General features: G+C 58.7%; 16 protein-coding genes, 1 tRNA gene and 1 pseudogene. 12 read left to right on the top strand and 6 right to left on the bottom strand.

Annotated elements, in window-relative coordinates:
• Nucleotides 1-67 precede the first annotated feature (67 nt).
• Complete coding sequence (locus WG907_RS16610; protein WP_340234546.1) at nt 68-772, top strand: SIMPL domain-containing protein; 705 nt, start codon at nt 68-70, stop codon at nt 770-772.
• On the opposite strand, the gene WG907_RS16605 is transcribed toward WG907_RS16610, so the two are convergent.
• Both WG907_RS16605 and WG907_RS16600 read right to left on the bottom strand, forming a co-directional pair.
• The gene (locus tag WG907_RS16605) at nt 760-1,662 is read right to left on the bottom strand and encodes a tetratricopeptide repeat protein (protein WP_340234544.1); all 903 of its coding nucleotides are present in this window, start codon (nt 1,660-1,662) and stop codon (nt 760-762) included. The genes WG907_RS16610 and WG907_RS16605 overlap by 13 nt on opposite strands.
• Nucleotides 1,662-2,411 (bottom strand): alpha/beta hydrolase, encoded by a 750-nt coding sequence (locus tag WG907_RS16600; protein WP_340234542.1) that lies wholly within the window; start codon nt 2,409-2,411, stop codon nt 1,662-1,664. The genes WG907_RS16605 and WG907_RS16600 overlap by 1 nt, the downstream gene beginning before the upstream one ends.
• A 139-nt stretch (nt 2,412-2,550) precedes the next feature.
• Between WG907_RS16600 and WG907_RS16595 the strand changes: the two genes are divergently transcribed.
• From WG907_RS16595 to WG907_RS16540, 11 genes and pseudogenes are all read left to right on the top strand, one after another.
• Nucleotides 2,551-2,637: transfer RNA gene (locus WG907_RS16595), tRNA-Leu, on the top strand.
• A 62-nt stretch (nt 2,638-2,699) separates the two neighbouring features.
• On the top strand, nt 2,700-4,520 hold the full coding sequence (locus WG907_RS16590; protein WP_340234541.1) for a site-specific integrase: 1,821 nt from the start codon (nt 2,700-2,702) through the stop codon (nt 4,518-4,520).
• 153 nt (nt 4,521-4,673) lie between these two features.
• Nucleotides 4,674-5,030, top strand: a complete 357-nt coding sequence (locus WG907_RS16585; protein WP_340234540.1) for a hypothetical protein — start codon at nt 4,674-4,676, stop codon at nt 5,028-5,030.
• 175 nt (nt 5,031-5,205) lie between these two features.
• Nucleotides 5,206-6,375, top strand: coding sequence for a Fic family protein (locus WG907_RS16580; protein ID WP_340234539.1), 1,170 nt, complete (start codon nt 5,206-5,208; stop codon nt 6,373-6,375).
• Between the two features lie 632 nt (nt 6,376-7,007).
• Nucleotides 7,008-7,551, top strand: a pseudogene (locus tag WG907_RS18265) (tyrosine-type recombinase/integrase); the annotation flags it as partial.
• A gap of 475 nt (nt 7,552-8,026) precedes the next feature.
• Nucleotides 8,027-8,920 (top strand): glutathione-dependent disulfide-bond oxidoreductase, encoded by an 894-nt coding sequence (gene yghU, locus WG907_RS16565; protein WP_340234535.1) that lies wholly within the window; start codon nt 8,027-8,029, stop codon nt 8,918-8,920.
• A 74-nt stretch (nt 8,921-8,994) separates the two neighbouring features.
• Nucleotides 8,995-10,473, top strand: coding sequence for a phosphotransferase family protein (locus tag WG907_RS16560; RefSeq protein ID WP_340234533.1), 1,479 nt, complete (start codon nt 8,995-8,997; stop codon nt 10,471-10,473).
• A 53-nt stretch (nt 10,474-10,526) separates the two neighbouring features.
• The gene (locus tag WG907_RS16555; protein WP_340234531.1) at nt 10,527-11,639 is read left to right on the top strand and encodes an Rv3169 family protein; all 1,113 of its coding nucleotides are present in this window, start codon (nt 10,527-10,529) and stop codon (nt 11,637-11,639) included.
• A 40-nt stretch (nt 11,640-11,679) separates the two neighbouring features.
• Nucleotides 11,680-12,453: a glutathione S-transferase family protein gene (locus WG907_RS16550; protein ID WP_340234529.1), complete on the top strand. Its 774-nt coding sequence runs from the start codon at nt 11,680-11,682 to the stop codon at nt 12,451-12,453.
• Nucleotides 12,341-13,363, top strand: a complete 1,023-nt coding sequence (locus WG907_RS16545) for a zinc-dependent alcohol dehydrogenase family protein (RefSeq protein ID WP_340234528.1) — start codon at nt 12,341-12,343, stop codon at nt 13,361-13,363. The genes WG907_RS16550 and WG907_RS16545 overlap by 113 nt, the downstream gene beginning before the upstream one ends.
• Nucleotides 13,364-13,498: 135 nt before the next feature.
• Nucleotides 13,499-14,482, top strand: coding sequence for an aldo/keto reductase (locus tag WG907_RS16540; RefSeq protein ID WP_340234527.1), 984 nt, complete (start codon nt 13,499-13,501; stop codon nt 14,480-14,482).
• Between the two features lie 65 nt (nt 14,483-14,547).
• On the opposite strand, the gene WG907_RS16535 is transcribed toward WG907_RS16540, so the two are convergent.
• The 4 genes from WG907_RS16535 to WG907_RS16520 all read right to left on the bottom strand — a co-directional run bounded on the left by WG907_RS16535 (nt 14,548) and on the right by WG907_RS16520 (nt 16,701).
• Entirely contained in the window at nt 14,548-14,922 is a 375-nt protein-coding gene (locus tag WG907_RS16535; protein WP_340234525.1) for an LLM class oxidoreductase, read from the bottom strand.
• On the bottom strand, nt 14,880-15,338 hold the full coding sequence (locus tag WG907_RS16530; protein WP_340234523.1) for an LLM class flavin-dependent oxidoreductase: 459 nt from the start codon (nt 15,336-15,338) through the stop codon (nt 14,880-14,882). The genes WG907_RS16535 and WG907_RS16530 overlap by 43 nt, the downstream gene beginning before the upstream one ends.
• Entirely contained in the window at nt 15,292-15,429 is a 138-nt protein-coding gene (locus WG907_RS16525; protein ID WP_340234521.1) for a hypothetical protein, read from the bottom strand. The genes WG907_RS16530 and WG907_RS16525 overlap by 47 nt, the downstream gene beginning before the upstream one ends.
• A 114-nt stretch (nt 15,430-15,543) precedes the next feature.
• Entirely contained in the window at nt 15,544-16,701 is a 1,158-nt protein-coding gene (locus WG907_RS16520; RefSeq protein ID WP_340234519.1) for a sulfotransferase family protein, read from the bottom strand.
• Between the last annotated feature and the right edge of the window lie 59 nt (nt 16,702-16,760).

Here is a 16,760-nt window from a genome sequence, read left to right as displayed (position 1 = left end):
GGTTCATCTGCATGACGGCAAAGCTCAGACCAACATAGGGCTGGCTGTCGGGCGAAGGAAGAGGAACATGGGTCTGGACATCAGGGATAAGGTGCTGCTCGGCTGTGCGGGGCTGTTGGCGGTGGGGCTGGTGAGTGGCGGCTATCTGCTGGGCGACGGGCTCAAGCGCGCCAGGGCGGCGGACCGGTCGGTCACCGTGCGGGGTCTCGCCGAGAAAAATGTCACGGCCGATCTCGCCACCTGGTCGATCAGCTATGCCGCGACCGGCTTCGACCTGCCCGCCGTGCGGACCGAGATCGACAATAATACCAGCCAGCTCAAAGCCTATTTCGCGAGCTTGGGCTTCAAGCCGGACGAGCTGACCCCGGTGGGCGCGGGGGTGAACCAATATATCAATAATGGCGTCAACACGATCACCATCACCCAGCGCATGCTGTTGCGCACCACCGACATCGTCCGGGCTCAGCGCGCGGTGGCGCAACAATTCGATCTCGTGCGGCGCGGCGTGACGCTTCAGGAGGGGTCGGGGATGCGCTACAGCTTCACGAAGCTCAATGACGTGAAGCCGCCGATGGTCGCCGCCGCCACGCGTGACGCGCGGGCCGCCGCCGAACAGTTCGCCCATGACAGCGGGGCGCGCGTCGCCGGCATCAAAAGCGCGACGCAGGGCTATTTCTCGATCGACGCGCGCGACGGCGAGAGCGACGGGTCGGCCGACACGCCTTATAAAAAGGTGCGGGTCGTTACGACGGTAGACTTCTACCTCGACTGAGCCGGCGTAGCGGCGGGCGCAGCGGGCAGGCGGCTGAGATTATCCGCCGCCGCCTTGCCGGCGGGCGAGGCCGGGGCGAGTTTGACGGCTCGGCTCCACGCGGCGCGGGCGATATCGTCATGATCGGTGAGGACAGCGATATTGCCCTCCTCCAGCGCGACCGAGGCGTCGTCGGCGGACAATTGCACCGCGCGCGCGATATGCGCCTGCGCCAGCACCATTTCCCCCGTGCGGCGGGCGAGCGTTGCCGACAGCAGCCAGGCGAGCGGGTCCTGTGGCGCCTGTTCCAGCGCGACATCGAGCGACTGGCGCGCGCTGCTCCTGTCGTCCAGCGCCACCAGCGCGCGAGCGCGATCGAGATGGACCTCGCCCTTCTCAAGCCCATCGGGCAAGCCTCGCGCCAGCGCCGCGTCGAAATCGTCGCGCGCCTTGGCCGGGTTTCCGCCCGCCAGCGCAGCATTGCCGGCCTGCGCCCAAAGCCGCGCACCCTGCACCGGCTCGCCGCCGCGCTCGGCCTCGTCCGCGCCCTGTTCGAACGCGACGACAGCGGGCGTCCAGCGCTCGCCGCGCGCATAGGCATAGCCCATGCAGTTGCGGGCGTAGAAGCTTCCCCCGTCGATCCGCCATTTTTCGGCAAAGGCGACGCCTTTTTCGGGCGACTGGTTGGCTTCGTCGAGGCAGGCCTGAAAGGGTGCGGCGAATTTTTCCGGCACCGGAATACGCCCGTCGGCGCGCGCCGGGGTCGCCCGGGTGGCCTGGGCTTGGCTGTGCGCCTGACTTTGCGCCTCGGCGGCGGCTTCCTGGCGGCGTCTGGCGCTGCGGTTCATCACCGCCTCGATCTCGGGATCATAGGCCTGCGCCAGAAGCAGCAGTGGCAGGAGAAGGGGCATTAGTGGCTGTCCAGCAAGCGGGCGACGGTGCCGATCAGCAGGGCGATGTCGGCATCGCGCGAAAGGCGATGGTCGCCATCCTTAATCAGCAGCGTCTGCACATCGGATGAACGCAGTCGCTCCGCGATCCGCGGCGCAATATCCCATGGCACCACATCATCGGCCTGACCCTGGAGAAGGCGCACCGGCACATCGACCGCGATCTGCGCCGCCAGCAGACGCAGGGCCTGACCCGACTGCCAAAATCCGACCGTGGTGATTCGAGGTCCGCCATCGGACGGATCGACGATGCGGCCTTCGGTCATGAGCAGCGCCTTGTCGGCGTCGGTAAAGCCCCATTCGGTGAAGTCGGGCGCGGCGGCGACGCCGACGATCGCGGCGATGCGATCCGGCCGGGCGAGCGCGATCAGCAGCGCGAGCCAGCCGCCCATGGACGACCCCACCAGCACGACCGGACCGTCGGTCAGCGCGTCGAGCAGCAGCAGCGCATCATCGCGCCAGCCCGCCAGCGTGCCATCCTCGAACCGCCCTTCGCTGGAGCCCGTGCCGGCATAGTCGAACCGCAGCATGGCGTGGCCCTTTTCCGCCGCCCAGCGATCGAGCGCGACCGCCTTGCCCCCTTCCATGTCGGACATGTAACCGGGCAGGAACAGCAGCGTCGGTCCGGCCCCGTGCCGGTGACGAAAGGCCAGCCGCAGCCCGTCCGGTCGCGTGAACAGGGCGGCAGGGGGCAAATCTTGGTGGTCCACCATCATCTCCTGCATGGCCAGGGCTCAGCCACGCTCCGACTTCGCGCCTTAAGCCTTCGCACGCGGCGCGGCAGTAAAATAATGCGCGCCACAATTGACAGCCCCAGGACCACCAGCTAATCGCGCCGTCCTACCCCGTGCCCAGATGGCGGAATTGGTAGACGCACCAGCTTCAGGTGCTGGCGATCGCAAGGTCGTGGAGGTTCGAGTCCTCTTCTGGGCACCATTTGTTCTCTAAGGTTTTGAAAGCCTTAGATTTCCGCGAAAAATTGACTCTTCCGGCTGAAAATGCGGTACAAGGAAGGGTACAATCGCGCGATGGGGCAACTCTTGGCTCACGTCCTAAAAGACAAAAAAACTGGTCGGCTGTCGTATCGACGGCCGTATCCGCCTGAGCTGCTGCCGTTTCTTGATGTCCCCGCAGGCAAAACCCAAGCACCCACGGAGCTGAAGCGGAGCCTCCAGGCCAAAACGCTCGCAGAGAGCTCAGCATTGGACATATGGCGCGAGGCTAACGCTGAGTGGGAGGCGAACGTCGCTGTGGCGCGTAAGCGGCAGACAGCAGCCTATGACGCTTTGTCACCGAATCAGGTCGGGAGGCTGGCCGCCATCTTCAAGCACGAATGGCAACTTGAGGACATGGAGGCGCTTCGGCGTCGCGGCGATGACTTTGCCAATCCATCCCGCGTGTTCTGGGACGAGAAGCTGTCCGATTTCGTCCGCTGGCATGGCGAGGGCGACACCGACGAAATCATGGAAGAGTGGTCGAAGCCTGCTGAGCGGTTCCTGAAGGCGCAGCGTGTCGTGCGGGACCCAACGGACTGGCAGGGCTTCGAGCGCCTGTGCAAGGCCCTCAACGCCGTCGCCATTGAATACGAGCCGATTGCCCGAGCCCTGCTTGGTGGCTCTGCGGTGCCTCCGCCGCCACCACCGCCCGATTACTCGACTTGGGAGGAAACCAGCCGTGCCAGCGCTGCGAATGACATCAGCTTTGAGGATATCGCCGAAAGCATTCTGAATAATCAGCTACGCAAGGTCGGCCCAGCCACTAAGCAAGCGGCACGGACAGCGCTGCGTTTCTTCCGCGAGCATTTCGGCCGCCCCGCGCCCGCCAGGATTTCCAAGGCTGCTGTAACTGACTGGCTCAAAGTTCTTGCCGAGCGTCCAGCGAAGCTTCCCACCGCGCAGCGGAGCATTCCACTTCAAGAGGTAGTCGAGCTCTACAAGGGCGTTGAGGGCGTTCCGCGCATGTCGGCCAAAACGATCATGACGCACTTGGGCGCGCTCGCCGCGCTGTGGACCAAAGCTCAGTATGAGGACGGCCTTATCCCGGAGGAGCTGCCCAACCCCTTCAAGGCCCGAAAGTACCTTGTGGCCGATAAGCCCGAAGAGGCGCAGCAGCTCTCGCTTGATGAACTGCACGCGATATTCTCGCTCCGCATCTTCACGGCTGGCGAGCGGCCCACGCGCGGAAAGGGCGAAGCGTCCTATTGGCTTCCGCTCTTGCTACTGTGGACTGGTGCCCGGCCGGAGGAACTGGCGCAGCTTATGATCCACGACATCTTCCAGGAGTCCCGCGACGAAGGCCGCTGGTTCATCAGGATCACAGACGAAGGCGATCATCCGTATAAAGGTCCTCGACGCCTGAAAACGTCTAAGGGCACGAAAAGCGGCCGTAGGGAATTCCCTGTCCCGCAGACACTCATTGACCTGAATTTCATCGCCTATGTCCGGCACATCAAGGCATCCGGCGAAACGGCGCTGTTCCCGCTTCTACGCACCAAGGGCGACCGAAAGCTCCTGTTTCAGGGATTCTCTGAATGGTGGAACGGGCTGCTCCAGCAAAAGGGCATCCTTCCGGCCGGACAGGGGCGAAGGGCCTCCAGAGAGTTTCGTCACAATTGGACCACGGCGGCCCGCGCCTGTGGTATCCTGGAGGAGGCCCGCGAGTATATTCAAGGCCATTACCGATCAGGCGCAACGGCCAATCAGGACTATGGGAGCCGAAAGTCTCTCGGTCTGTATATCGATCAGCTCGTTTATGAGGGACTGGACCTTTCCCACGTAAAGCCCTGGCGAACCCCCGTAAGCGATCGAAGCGCAGCGTAGGGCGCTGCGGAGCTCCCAGGGATCGTTACCTGCACCCTCACCCCTGTGCCACCAGGGGAGGCCAAACTCAGCTCCGCAGCGGTAACAGCCTATCAGCACTCATAGCCGCCGCAAGCTTCTCTGAGCATCGGATATCATTTGAAGGGGCACATTATGGACACCCTGTCTTCTGCCGAACGCGAGGCTCTGGAGCGCTTTGCGCGAGCCTTGAGGCACCTCCGCACGATTATGGGCAGGAACGTGCCCAGCCAGATCGTCCAAGCGTATCTCGCGGTTGCTCTGGAGGAGGGCAAGCCCGTGAATGAATATGCCAATCTGTTGGGGGCCAGCATGACTACAGCGTCCCGGCATCTCATGGATTTGGCTGAACGCAACCGCTACAAACGGGAAGGTTTCAGGCTTCTATACAGGCAGGGCAACCCCTTGGACGAGCGTGAGAAGCTTATCACCCTGTCGCAGCATGGAAGGGCTATGCGGCAGTTAGTCCTTGAGACGCTAGGGGTCCGCTGAGCAGGCAGGACCCGTAGCTCTATCGCGCCCGAGCGCCCGTTGGCTTTAATCTGCATCTGGTGGGCTAGCTGCGCCGTGGCGCTATATGTGGATTTATGCCTTTAAAGTGGACGGCGCACTTTAAAAATTGCTACCCCTTTTTTGAAAGCTACAATCCGCTTTAAAGGTACGCACAATGAATCCGGCCCACTTTTACGACTTCGCTCCTGGCACCCTTGTGCCGACGATAAACGGGCAGATGGCATTTGTACCCGCACCGCTTCCGCCCACCTTAGACATGAATGTCGTTGCGGATTCGCTGGTACAGGCAACCCAGGCGATAGGAGAGCTGCGGGGTGCCTGTCGTCGCCTTTCAAACCCCCATATCCTTATTCGTCCGCTCCAAAGGAAGGAGGCTCTCACTTCATCAGCAATGGAGGGCACTTTCACAACGGCGGACAATCTCATTCTCGCGGAGGCTGGCATCGACCGTGACGATAGCGACGAAACCCGAGAAGTCCGTAATTACATTCGCGCATTAAATACATCACTGCAGATGCTTGATACTTTGCCCATTTGCCACCGCGTGATCCAGAAAGCGCACGAGGTGCTGCTCAGCGGGCTCAGCAACGCACGAGGAGCTCAAAAGCGGCCGGGAGAATATAAAACGGAACAAAATTGGATTGGCGGCCGCATTATCGATAATGCCCGTTTCGTGCCTCCGCCTCCCAAGGAAACTCAGGAGTGCATGAACGCGCTCGAAGCTTACATCAATCGTGAAGACATAACCGTCTCGGCCGCTTTGATAGATTTGGCGTTGGTCCACTATCAAGTGGAGACAATTCATCCGTTCGCCGATGGTAATGGGCGCGTTGGCCGAATGATTGTATCTATCATGGCCATAAAGAATGGCCTATTGGATATGCCAGTACTTTATATAAGTCCTGCACTAGAAACTGATAAGGATAGATATATTGATCTAATGTATAATGTTTCGTCAAAAGGAGAATGGGCGCCTTGGGTACAATTCTTCTTTAGTGCAGTATGTAAGGCCTGCAATGATGCCGTATCAACAATTGATAGGCTGTTAAATTTACAGGATAATTATAGAGAGAAGGCTAGGACATCCCAAAGGTCTGGTAGCGCTGCTGCGCTCGTAGACCTTCTGTTCGAGCAGCCTGCTATTAACGTGAGCGACGCCCAACAAAAGCTTGGAGTTTCATATCCAACAGCTAAATCGGCCATCGATAAGCTAGTAGAATTGGAGATATTGGTGGAAGTGCCTGGATTTTATCCAAAAACCTACATTGCAACAGGTATCATGCACGTCTCTGCTCCACAAGATGAGGCACATAAAGCCCTCTGAGCTACATTCCTGCCCCCCCCCCCCCCCAAGCCCCGCCAGCCCTCCCGGTTTACATTCCGCTCCCACAGCCCTGCGAAGTCGATAAGGTCGCTCCGTCACCTCTCGTCACCGAACAGCAGGGCGGGGCGGGCGATGAGCTCTTTGAGGCCGTTAAGCGCGTTCTGGCCGATCGGGCCACATTGCTCGGGGACAGGGAGAGGTACGCAGCGGCGCTTGAGGTGCCTTGCGGGTCTTAAGCTGCTGATGGGCGATAGAATTGGCTGTTGGACGATCAGCCTTCCACCCACCTACAAATAGGCCACGAGACCACAACACAGGTGATGGCAAACGCTAAGATACCGGCGAGAAGGCCGAAACCTGTCCAGCCGAAATGCTCATAGACCTTGAATAGTGCAATGAACGGCCCGATTGCGGCTATGGGATAGCCTGCCATTAGGCCGACCGTTCGAGCGATGTTGGCTGGGCTGTACAGCTCCTTGTAACAGGCTTGATTGCAGAACGCCCGTCTATCAGTGGCCTGCTGCCGGTTTGGTGGACACCGGGATAGGCTCATTTAAGCTTCACGAGCTTCCCGTTCGAAATCTATGGGTGTTGATTGCTGCTGAGAAGTGAACCGGGTTTTTCATCAAGAAGTGATGGCCATGCGCCTGTCCCCGCATGTGCTGCTGCGTCCTGGGGAACTGAGGCGGAATGGACCGACATCGATTTCGACGAGGCGATCTGGTTCATCCCGGCGGAGCGAATGAAGATGCGCCGGCCGCACCGGGTGCCGCTATCACGTCAGGTGATCGCGATGCTAAAGGAGCTTCACGAGCACACCCACTGGTGGAAGTATCTGTTCCCGTGCTTCGCAAGCCGCGTAAGGCGATGTCGGAGAACGCCGTCAACCAAGGGCTGCGCAAGCTCGGCTACACGACCGACCAGATGACAGCGCATGGCTTTCGGGCGATGGCCGCCACATTGCTCAACGAGATGGGCGAGTGGAATCCGGCTGCGATCGAGCGACAACTCGCGCATGTCGATACCAACCAGGTCCGGCGCGCCTACGCACGCGGCGAATACTGGGACGAGCGCGTGGTGATGATGCAGCACTGGTCGGACTATCTCGACCAGTTGCGCGATGGTGGAACGCTGCTGCGGCCTGATTTTCAGGCGGCGAAAAGGTCTCGAGCCTAAGCCTCGGGGGCACTGGCGCTCGCCAGTGCCCTAGCCGTCCAATGACCAATTCTGGGCCAATAAGCATTCTTGGATCAAGACGGGCGAGACAAGCTACCAGATCGCGATGAGGAATTTTTCACGCGCTGTCTGTCCCTGCTGTTCCATGGCGCGTCTTACCCATCACAAAAGAAGCTGGAGAGGAGAAATCAATGATCGGGATATTGCAGGTTTCCGCCTCCGCTGCGGGACTTCCCTTGCCGCATCATCGATATTTTTGCCTCCGCACCAGCTTATGCCAAAAAGTTATATTTTTGAACATTCCTGGCGCATGATCTCGGTATTCCCCTCCTCCTCAATTGAGCAATGTTCGTTCTAGAGATCGCAAGTGGCGATCTGTGATTGTGGACGGCGGTTGTGGCCACTTAGACGCCCTAACGGCACCTGCCAAATCTAGTGCGGTTTCATCTTTTAGGCATGAAAGCAGGAGTCAGCCATGACCAGCGATGACTATGTACCACCCGCAATATGGGTTTGGGAACATGAAAGCAGCGGCAAGTTCACCAGATTCAACCGGCCGATTTCCGGCCCCACCAGTGAGCGGCAGCTGCCGGTCGGGGACCATCCGCTACAGCTTTATTCACTCGCGACTCAAAATGGTCAGAAGGTCACGATCCTGCTTGAGGAACTCCTCGCGCTTGGTATCGATGAAGCGGAATATGATGCCTGGTTCATTGACATCAGCGAAGGCGACCAGTTCACCAGCGGATTCGTCGATATCAATCCCAATTCGAAGATCCCGGCCCTCGTCGATCGCAGCGGCAGTGCGGCCGTGCGCATCTTTGAATCCGGGGCGATACTCGTTTATCTGGCCGAAAAATTCGGCGTATTCCTTCCTGCCGGAGGAGCTGCGCGCGCGGAATGTCTGTCTTGGCTGTTCTGGCAAGTTGCGAGCGCGCCTTTCCTCGGCGGGGGCTTCGGCCATTTCTACGTCTATGCGCCCACGAAAATTGAATATGCGATAGACCGATATGCGCTGGAAGTGAAAAGACAGCTGGATGTGCTCAACCGCAGGCTCGCGGAGAGCGAATATATCGCCGGGCCGGAATATACGATCGCCGACATAGCGATCTGGCCCTGGTACGGCAGCCTTGCCAGGGGGCAAATGTACGACGCGGGCGAGTTCCTCAGCGTAAAGGACTATCGTCACGTCCAGCGTTGGGCCGAGATGATCGGGGTGCGGGCGGCGGTCCGCCGCGGCTGCATGGTCAATCGCACCTACGGCGAACCATCGGGCCAACTCCGCGAACGGCACGACGCTCAGGATTTCGAGACCCGGACACAAGACAAAATCGAGCGCGATGACGTCGATCGGGTTGAGAGACGATAATGATGCCAACATTAGGATCGGCACAGGAATTCGCCTCACACATCCGTTTGCGCAGCGGAACTGGAGAGTAATTCATGGATTCCGACAAGCGACGACTGCTCGCCGCCATCGGGGAATCGATGGTGCGCATGGCCAGCCGCTATGGGATTCCTGCCTCGGATATGAATCATGCTGCGCTGACCACAGCGGTTGTCGAGTTGCTCCGGCGCGAGGAAACTGATGCAGTCAAAGCGTTCTATTCCACAGGATATGCTCTGGCCCTGCGCCTTGCCGAGATGCTCCGCCAAGATGGCGTGGCAGCAGCGGATATCGCGCGGCTCCACCGATTGCCACAGTCGATCGAGGAATCGGCTAATTTCGCTTCTTCGCAGGATCTTCTCGTCGAATTGAAGGAGATTTTGTCATCCCTCATCTCCCGTTCGGGCTATCCGTCCGATCCGAATGCCGGCTTGGCCAACGTCATATCATCGCTATGCAGCTGGGAAGGGGATCATCACAAAGTTGCGCCCTCGTCTGCTCCGAAGACGCAGAAGCGCTACGACTTTCCGCAGATGCTTGAAAGCTCCGCGAGAGCACAAGCGGGGGCGTTCGAGGGTGCGCAAGTGGTGGAGACTACAAGGCTGACCGGCGGCTTTACCAACGAAACGACCTTGTTCAAGCTCGCAGACAAGAACGGACGGATCTGGGACCTGGTGGCGCGCGCGAACACGGGTTTGGTTTTCGGTATCGACGGGCGCGACATAGCAGGGGAATTTCATCTTCTTCGATATCTCTATCAGGGTGGGGTATCCGTCGCCGAGCCGATGTGGCTCGAACGCAATGTCGAAAGAGACGGCACGAAATTTCTGGTGACGCGCAAAGTCGAGGGCGAGAATTTCGGAACGGTGGTCGAGGCCCAGCGCCTGAACTCGTCGCAGATGCAGGCTCTGGCAATCCAACTCGCGAAAATCCACACTCTGCCTCTGAACGAAGCTCATCCCGACCTCCAGCGCAGCCACATCGATATGGAACTGGCCGGCGGTTCGATGACCGAAGGTCTCAGCAACTATCTTGAGCGCTGGATTAGGCTCTGGCGGTCTACAGGTCTCGAAAACTCACCGACCATAGAGGCGACGCTGAATTGGCTACGGGCCAATATACCCGGGGTTGAGGATGCCGCGGTCCTGGTGCATGGCGACTATGCGCTGCACAATATCATGATGCAGGGCGATGAGATTAGCGGCGTGCTGGACTGGGAAATGTCGCACCTCGGCAATCCGGCTGAAGATATTTCCGGGCTTCTCGCATCCTTTTCGAACGAGGAGGATGCCGAAGAATTCATGCGTTTTTATATCGAAGCTGGCGGGCGGCCGATAACCGTGTTCGAGCGGGAATATTGCAATATATTCCGATATTTCATGCTGTATGTCGTAACACTTGAGTCACAATTGAGATTCTATTCTCTTCCGGACGTCCATATCGAGTTTCTGGTATTGGGCTCTTATATTCAACATCCTGCTCAACGAATGGCGCAAGCCATCGAGGACGCGGAGAAAGCCAAATCTCACCAATAATGACGGCAGCCCAATCGCAGGGCTGACATGATCATATAATCTGGAAAGGTAGTATGATGGCGCTTACTCAATGGGATGATTACTTCATCCATCAGACAGGCGACACGATTGATACTGTGGCCGACATAAGCGAGCATTTTATGGATCGCTGCTGGTTTGGCTGTCATGGGCAGGACGGCCGGACCTATATCGCTGCCGGCCTTGGCACCTATCCCAATGCCAGCGGTCACGGGATAATCGATGGGTCGTTCTGCGTCATCCGCGATGGCGTGCAGCATAATTTCCGCGCGTCCAGGCATATCTCGCATGAGGGAAACGAGACTGATCGCAGCAATAGCACTGTCGGCCCGCTGTCGATCGAGATCATCGAACCGATGAAGAGGCAACGCTTTACGCTAGGGGAAAATCCCCATGGCCTTTCCGGATCGATCGATTTCACCGCGAGGGCAGCGCCGTTCCTCTATAACAAACTCGATGTGCCCAGCCACCCGGTGACCCACTTCACCCAGATGGGCTATTTTGATGGATCGATCACGATCGGGGACGAGACCATCAAGCTGAACCGCTATGTCGGCGTACGGGACCGCAGCTGGGGCGTTCGCGGCAAGGGACTGATGCGCCATGTAGAGGCCTATTTCTGGATCATGGGGCATTTCGACAATTGCAGCCTGAACTTCACCTTCTTCCACGTGCCCGTTGCCGATAATGACTTCCTGCTCGCGGACGGCGCGATCATGCACGACGATGGGCGCGAAACCCGGCTGGTCAAGGCACGACATCGGTCCCACTTCGATGAGGACACGACTGCCCCCGGCAGTACGCGCTTGTGGAGCAGGGCCGAGTGGGAGTTTACCGACGAGCATGGCAAGATCTGGACGCTGGAGGCCAAGGGCATCCAGATGCCCTTCTACAGTGCGGGCAACGGCTATGATGATCGCCATGGGCTGGACCGCGGGCCGTTGCTGGTGGAAGGTGAGAGCTGGGACTTCAACCAGCCCGACACACTCAAGTCGCTCCGGCGCAGCGGGGATGACGATCGCTGGCACTTCGACATTCACGACCGCCTTGCCGAGTTGACATTGGACGGCGTCAAAGGCGTCGGGCTGGTCAACAATGTCTGCGGCTCACGCGAAGGCTGGGCCTATGTTCCTACTTTGGTTGATTGAAGCTGGAAGCGTTCAATTTCTTAGTTCGAAGGAATAGGCGATGACGAGTGATGCTTTCCTCGATTATGTTCCAGTCGAACAAGCCAGAGCGATGGCGGGACTGCGAATTGCGTTTGTTCGTGGGGTGCCAGGGGTGTGGGGGATTGCCATCAAAGCGATACTCGACATGAAAGGCATAGAGTATATTGCCGTTCCGCACGAGCCTGGCGGCGCCAATCTACTGCTTAAAGAGTGGACCGGACAGACATCCGCGCCGGTAGCGATGTTCAATGATGACAGACCGCGCCCACACTGGTCCGAAATGTTGGCGCTCGCGGAACAACTGCGACCGGAGCCACCGCTTATCCCTGCCGATGAAGACGAGCGAATGACCATGTTCGGACTATGTCATGAGATTTGCAGCGAGGATGGCTTTGGATGGAATATCCGTCTATTACTATTGAGTGCGAACGACACGACCGGGGATGAGCGTAGCAACGCGCTGCGCGCAAAATATAGATCGCCTGTGTCCAATGATTATGCCCGGCGGAGGGTGTCGGCGATCATCAGTTCGTTAGCCGGGGTGCTTGATCGCCAGGCTATCGAAGGCAAGCGATATTTCATGGGCGATAATCTGACGGCAGCGGATATATACTGGGCCGCTTTTAGCAATCTTCTCGTGCCCATGGCAGAAGATCTGTGCACGATGCCGGACTTCGTTCGTGAAACCGGTGTTATTGCGCAACGGCTTCTTGAAACTCCACTACCGCAAATACTGCTCGATCACCGTAATTACGTGGTGCGGGAACATTTCCGCATTCCCATCGCATTCTGACAGAAGGATGCTGGACAATCGTGCTGGCTATACCGGACGGCAAGTTTGGCGGATCGACGCTGAAAAACGGCGTTCCGCTGTCGACGGAGCGGGCGAGGTCGTTGCGATCGGGGACGGCGTTACCCGTGCTAGAATAGGGGATCGGGTAACGGCAGGCTGCAGCCCTCAGTGGATCGGCGGACGTCCGATGCCAGCGTATCGACTGGATAGTATCGACATCACCAGAGACGGGATGCTGGCCGAACATATTCTGTTGCACGAAAGCGCCATCGTTCAAATGCCCTCCTATATGTCTTTCATCGAGGCGGCATCGCTGCCGTGCGGGGGCGTGACCGCCTGGATGGGTCTCAATCTGTCATCGCCCCTTCAGCCGGGCCAGACGGTACTGGTCCAAGGTACGGGCGGCGTCGCATTGTTTTCGCTCCAGGTGGCGCGGATGTTCGGTGCCCGCGTCCTGGCGATCACGTCGACCGATGAAAAGGCCGATAAGCTCAAAGAGCTTGGGGCGGAAGCGGTGGTGAACTACCGCACGTTTCCTGATTGGGATCGCGAGATCCTTGCCCTCACCAACGGCAGGGGCGTTGACAAGGTGGTCGACATTGCCGGGGAGAAAACGATCGTAAAGTCGGCGGCATCGACCAGGATCGGCGGCGACATCGCGGTGGTCGGCTTCACCAGCGGCTTTGGTGGAGGACTGCCGCCGATCGACATCCTGTCCAGGTCACTCACCCTGGCCGGTACAGCCATCGGGCCACGGACACATTTCGAATCTCTCCTCGCCGCGATGGCCCAGCATGAAATCAGGCCAGTCATCGACAGTGTGTTTCCCTTTGCCGAGTATAGGGAGGCGTACCGCCGCATCGAAAGCGGCAAGCATATCGGGAAAGTGGTCATTGAAGTAAGCAAATAGCGCGCATATGGCCCGCACCGGGCAAACGCGCGTACCCGCTCTGACCGCGCTGGATCGTCTTGGACTTAAACGGGCAGTCGTGCATTTTCACATAGAATCGAATGACTTCCGCCTCTTGGGCAGAAAGGGAGCGAGATGAAAAAACGTGTTTTGGGAGCGAATGGACCTGAGGTTTCCGCAATCGGCTTTGGTTGCATGGGTCTAACGGTTGGCTACGGTCCAGCAGCCGATAAGCCGGATGCAATCGCATTGATCCGTGCAGCCTATTGTCGCGGCATCACGTTCTTCGACAGCGCCGAAGCCTATGGTGCGGCGAACGAAGAGCTGCTGGGGGAAGCAGTGGCACCCTTTCGCGAAAACGTCATCATTGCCACGAAGTTCGGCTTTAGAGATGGGAACCCTGCAATCGGACTGGATAGCAGTCCCGCCCGTATCCGCCTGGTTGCTGAGCAATCGCTGACGAGAATGGGGACCGATGTCATAGATTTGTTCTACCAGCATCGTATCGATCCCAACGTCCCCATCGAGGATGTCGCAGGGACTGTCAGAGACCTAATTTCTCAAGGCAAGGTCCGCCATTTTGGAATGTCCGAGGCAAGTGTTGCCAACATCCGTCGCGCGCATGCGGTACAGCCCGTTGCCGCGCTCCAGAGTGAATATTCCATGTTCACACGCGAACTGGAGGCGGAGACCATTCCTGCGCTAAGAGACCTGGGTATCGGTCTCGTTCCCTTTGCCCCGCTCGGCAGGGGCTTCCTTACTGGCAAGATCGATCACGACACACCGTTTAAGGATGGAGACATCCGCAACGCACTGCCGCGGTTTCAGGGCGACGCGCGCGAAGCTAATGCTGACCTGGTCAAGCGTATCGGGGAAATAGCAGAGGTCAGGCGGGCCACGCCGGCGCAGATCGCTTTGGCATGGCTACTTTCGCAGGACCCGGCGATCGTCCCGATTCCTGGCACAACCAAACGGCATCGCATGGAGGAAAATGCCGGAGGTGCCGATGTTGAATTGACCGAAGCGGACTTAGGCGCCCTTCGTGATTTGCTCGCAAGTCACCCGGTGCGAGGCAATCGCTACACCGAAGCCATGCGAGCGACTGTCGACAATAGTTAGGGACCGACGCGCGGTCGGGCCCGGAGGCCCTGCTACCGCAAAGTTTACGTGGGGGCGGACCGCCTCTAGGTGAAGGCTTGTGCGACCTTGTGCAGGGTTTCCAGCGTCCGCCACTGGGTGTCTGCGCTTTCGGAGGGAAGCTGGAGCAGGACGCGGTTGAAACCCATCGCGTGCAGTTCCCCGATCCGCTGCTTGAGGCGATCGGGATTGCCTTCGAACATGCCCAGATGATGGGTGATGACCGTATGGTCCAGCTCTTCGAAGGACCGGCCCTTGCTTGCCATATAGGCGCGCAGATCGGCCACGGCGGCCGGCATGGCGTCATTCTGGTCGACCGGAATCCACCCGTCGGCATATTCGGCGATGCGGGGGAAGGCGAATTTGGTGTAAGCGCCGATCAGGACAGCAGCTTGCCGCCCTTGACTGGCTTGGGTCCGCACCACATCGGCGGGAACTTGACCATTTCGCCGTCGAACTCGGCAATTTCGTTGCCCCAGATCTGGCGCATCGCCAGCACGCATTCGCGCACCCACTTCCAGCGGTCTTCGAACGCAATGCCATAGTCGGCCATTTCTTCCGCGCTCCAGCCGGCGCCCGCGCCGAGGATGAAACGACGTCCGAAAAATGATCGAGCGTTGCGATCCTGGTCGCCAGACTGATCGGGTGATGCTCGGTGATAATCGAGATCGAGTTGACCAGCTTCCGTGTCTTCGTGACCGCCGCCACGGCCATGTGCGAAAGCAGCGGATCGTACATCTCCTTGAAGCTTTCCGGCACCTCCTTGTAGGTGCGACGCTCGGATTTCAGACCTACGGGGATATGGAATGTTCGCCGAACCAGAGCGATTCAAAGCCATTGGCTTCGGCCCATTGGCCAAGGACCGCTGGCGCGATGGTATCCTTGGTGCAAGCGGTGGCAATGCCAATATCGGGGCCGTTACTGCTCATATATATATCTCCCATCATATCCTAAGGTGCTTGGAGCGAAGCCTCTCGACGAGGTCTGCCTATCGCTCTCGTAGACGACATGACTATCCAAGGCCCCATCGTGGAAAGCGATGTTCACGTCAGCAATGGCGCGAAACGATCGTAATAGGTGGAAAACCGATTGCGGATCGCGTCATCGGTCGTACCGAATTTCTCGGCCGAATAGGAATAGCCACCATGTTTGTTGCGCGGATTGCGCTCCGACCATTCGCGCATCCCCTGCAGGCTTTTCTCCGTGAGCGCCAGACCGAACGCCTCGTAAATTCTGCGGACGACCGCGTCATCATTCGAGGTGATATCGGAAAAACCGATGTCGAGGATATGCAGATTCGGATCATCATCGCGCCAGGCGAGATGATCGTCCACAGACTGGCCATAATAGGCTGTCAGCGCCTCGCCCCCGCTGAGATCGGGTTCGGCGTCCGCATATAGCAAATGCCAGTTATAGGCGACGCCCGCGATCGAGGGCACGCATTTGGTCGGATCGCGATGGGTGACGATGAAGCGAGGGTTGTCAAAAATCCGGTTCAGCTGCTTTTCCATCCCGAAATGAATGGGCGTCTTGAGCAGCCAGGGTTTCTTGCGGTCCGCCGGGTTCTGCCATTGCAGATATTGCAGCTGCGTCTTCAGATAGTCATAAGCCGGCGTCGGATCGGCGCTCAATAGCCATCCCCAAAAGGAGGGTGAACCGATGACCATCATCGCCCCCGTTCGGAAAGAATATTCGAGAAGCTGCATCTCCTCCTCGGCCTCGTCGGTAAAGACGGGATGGCCGGTGATCATGTCGGGGGACACCTCGTACAGCCACTTCTCATAGGCCCGCGTCTCGGCAATGCGTTGCTCGCGTCCGCCGTCAGGCGCACCGGGAATGCGGGCGAACATATGCCCCTTCCAATATTCGACGAGCTGGAAATCCCCCGATGCGCCCAGCAGCCGTTGCAATTTCGTACTGCCGGTGCGCGGCATCGACGTAATGATGATCGGTGCGTCGATGATCTCGTCGAGAATTTCGGGATGCTCAGCGAGGTCTTTTTGGAACCACAGCCGGTTGATCAACAGGCGCAAGACGTTCTCCCGCAGATGCTCGACGCGATCGGGGCGGACGCCGACCTCGGCATTGACACCCTTCACGAGCATGTCGAGGCCTTCGCGGAAATCGCCCGGTCCAAAGTCGGACAGGCCGGTCCGATCCTGAGCGGTTTGCAATAGTTCCTGTGCGTCGAGCACTTTCATTACCATTCTCTCCTCAAGGCCAGCGACTTATTGCGTATCCACTTGAATGATGCGGGAGG

The organism is Sphingobium fluminis (assembly GCF_037723805.1).
GTDB lineage: Bacteria > Pseudomonadota > Alphaproteobacteria > Sphingomonadales > Sphingomonadaceae > Sphingobium.
The sequence above is the reverse complement of the archived record's forward strand: the minus strand, read 5'-3'. Positions and strand labels throughout refer to the sequence as shown.

Excerpts from the sequence above, each read along its gene's own strand:
- WG907_RS16610 (WP_340234546.1), top strand. The coding sequence starts at position 68 with ATGGGTCTGGACATCAGGGATAAGGTGCTGCTCGGCTGTGCGGGGCTG.
- WG907_RS16605 (WP_340234544.1), bottom strand. The coding sequence starts at position 1,662 with ATGCCCCTTCTCCTGCCACTGCTGCTTCTGGCGCAGGCCTATGATCCC.
- WG907_RS16590 (WP_340234541.1), top strand. The coding sequence starts at position 2,700 with ATGCGGTACAAGGAAGGGTACAATCGCGCGATGGGGCAACTCTTGGCT.
- WG907_RS16585 (WP_340234540.1), top strand. The coding sequence starts at position 4,674 with ATGGACACCCTGTCTTCTGCCGAACGCGAGGCTCTGGAGCGCTTTGCG.
- WG907_RS16580 (WP_340234539.1), top strand. The coding sequence starts at position 5,206 with ATGAATCCGGCCCACTTTTACGACTTCGCTCCTGGCACCCTTGTGCCG.
- yghU (WP_340234535.1), top strand. The coding sequence starts at position 8,027 with ATGACCAGCGATGACTATGTACCACCCGCAATATGGGTTTGGGAACAT.
- WG907_RS16560 (WP_340234533.1), top strand. The coding sequence starts at position 8,995 with ATGGATTCCGACAAGCGACGACTGCTCGCCGCCATCGGGGAATCGATG.
- WG907_RS16555 (WP_340234531.1), top strand. The coding sequence starts at position 10,527 with ATGATGGCGCTTACTCAATGGGATGATTACTTCATCCATCAGACAGGC.
- WG907_RS16550 (WP_340234529.1), top strand. The coding sequence starts at position 11,680 with ATGACGAGTGATGCTTTCCTCGATTATGTTCCAGTCGAACAAGCCAGA.
- WG907_RS16540 (WP_340234527.1), top strand. The coding sequence starts at position 13,499 with ATGAAAAAACGTGTTTTGGGAGCGAATGGACCTGAGGTTTCCGCAATC.
- WG907_RS16530 (WP_340234523.1), bottom strand. The coding sequence starts at position 15,338 with ATGGCTTTGAATCGCTCTGGTTCGGCGAACATTCCATATCCCCGTAGG.
- WG907_RS16525 (WP_340234521.1), bottom strand. The coding sequence starts at position 15,429 with ATGAGCAGTAACGGCCCCGATATTGGCATTGCCACCGCTTGCACCAAG.
- WG907_RS16520 (WP_340234519.1), bottom strand. The coding sequence starts at position 16,701 with ATGAAAGTGCTCGACGCACAGGAACTATTGCAAACCGCTCAGGATCGG.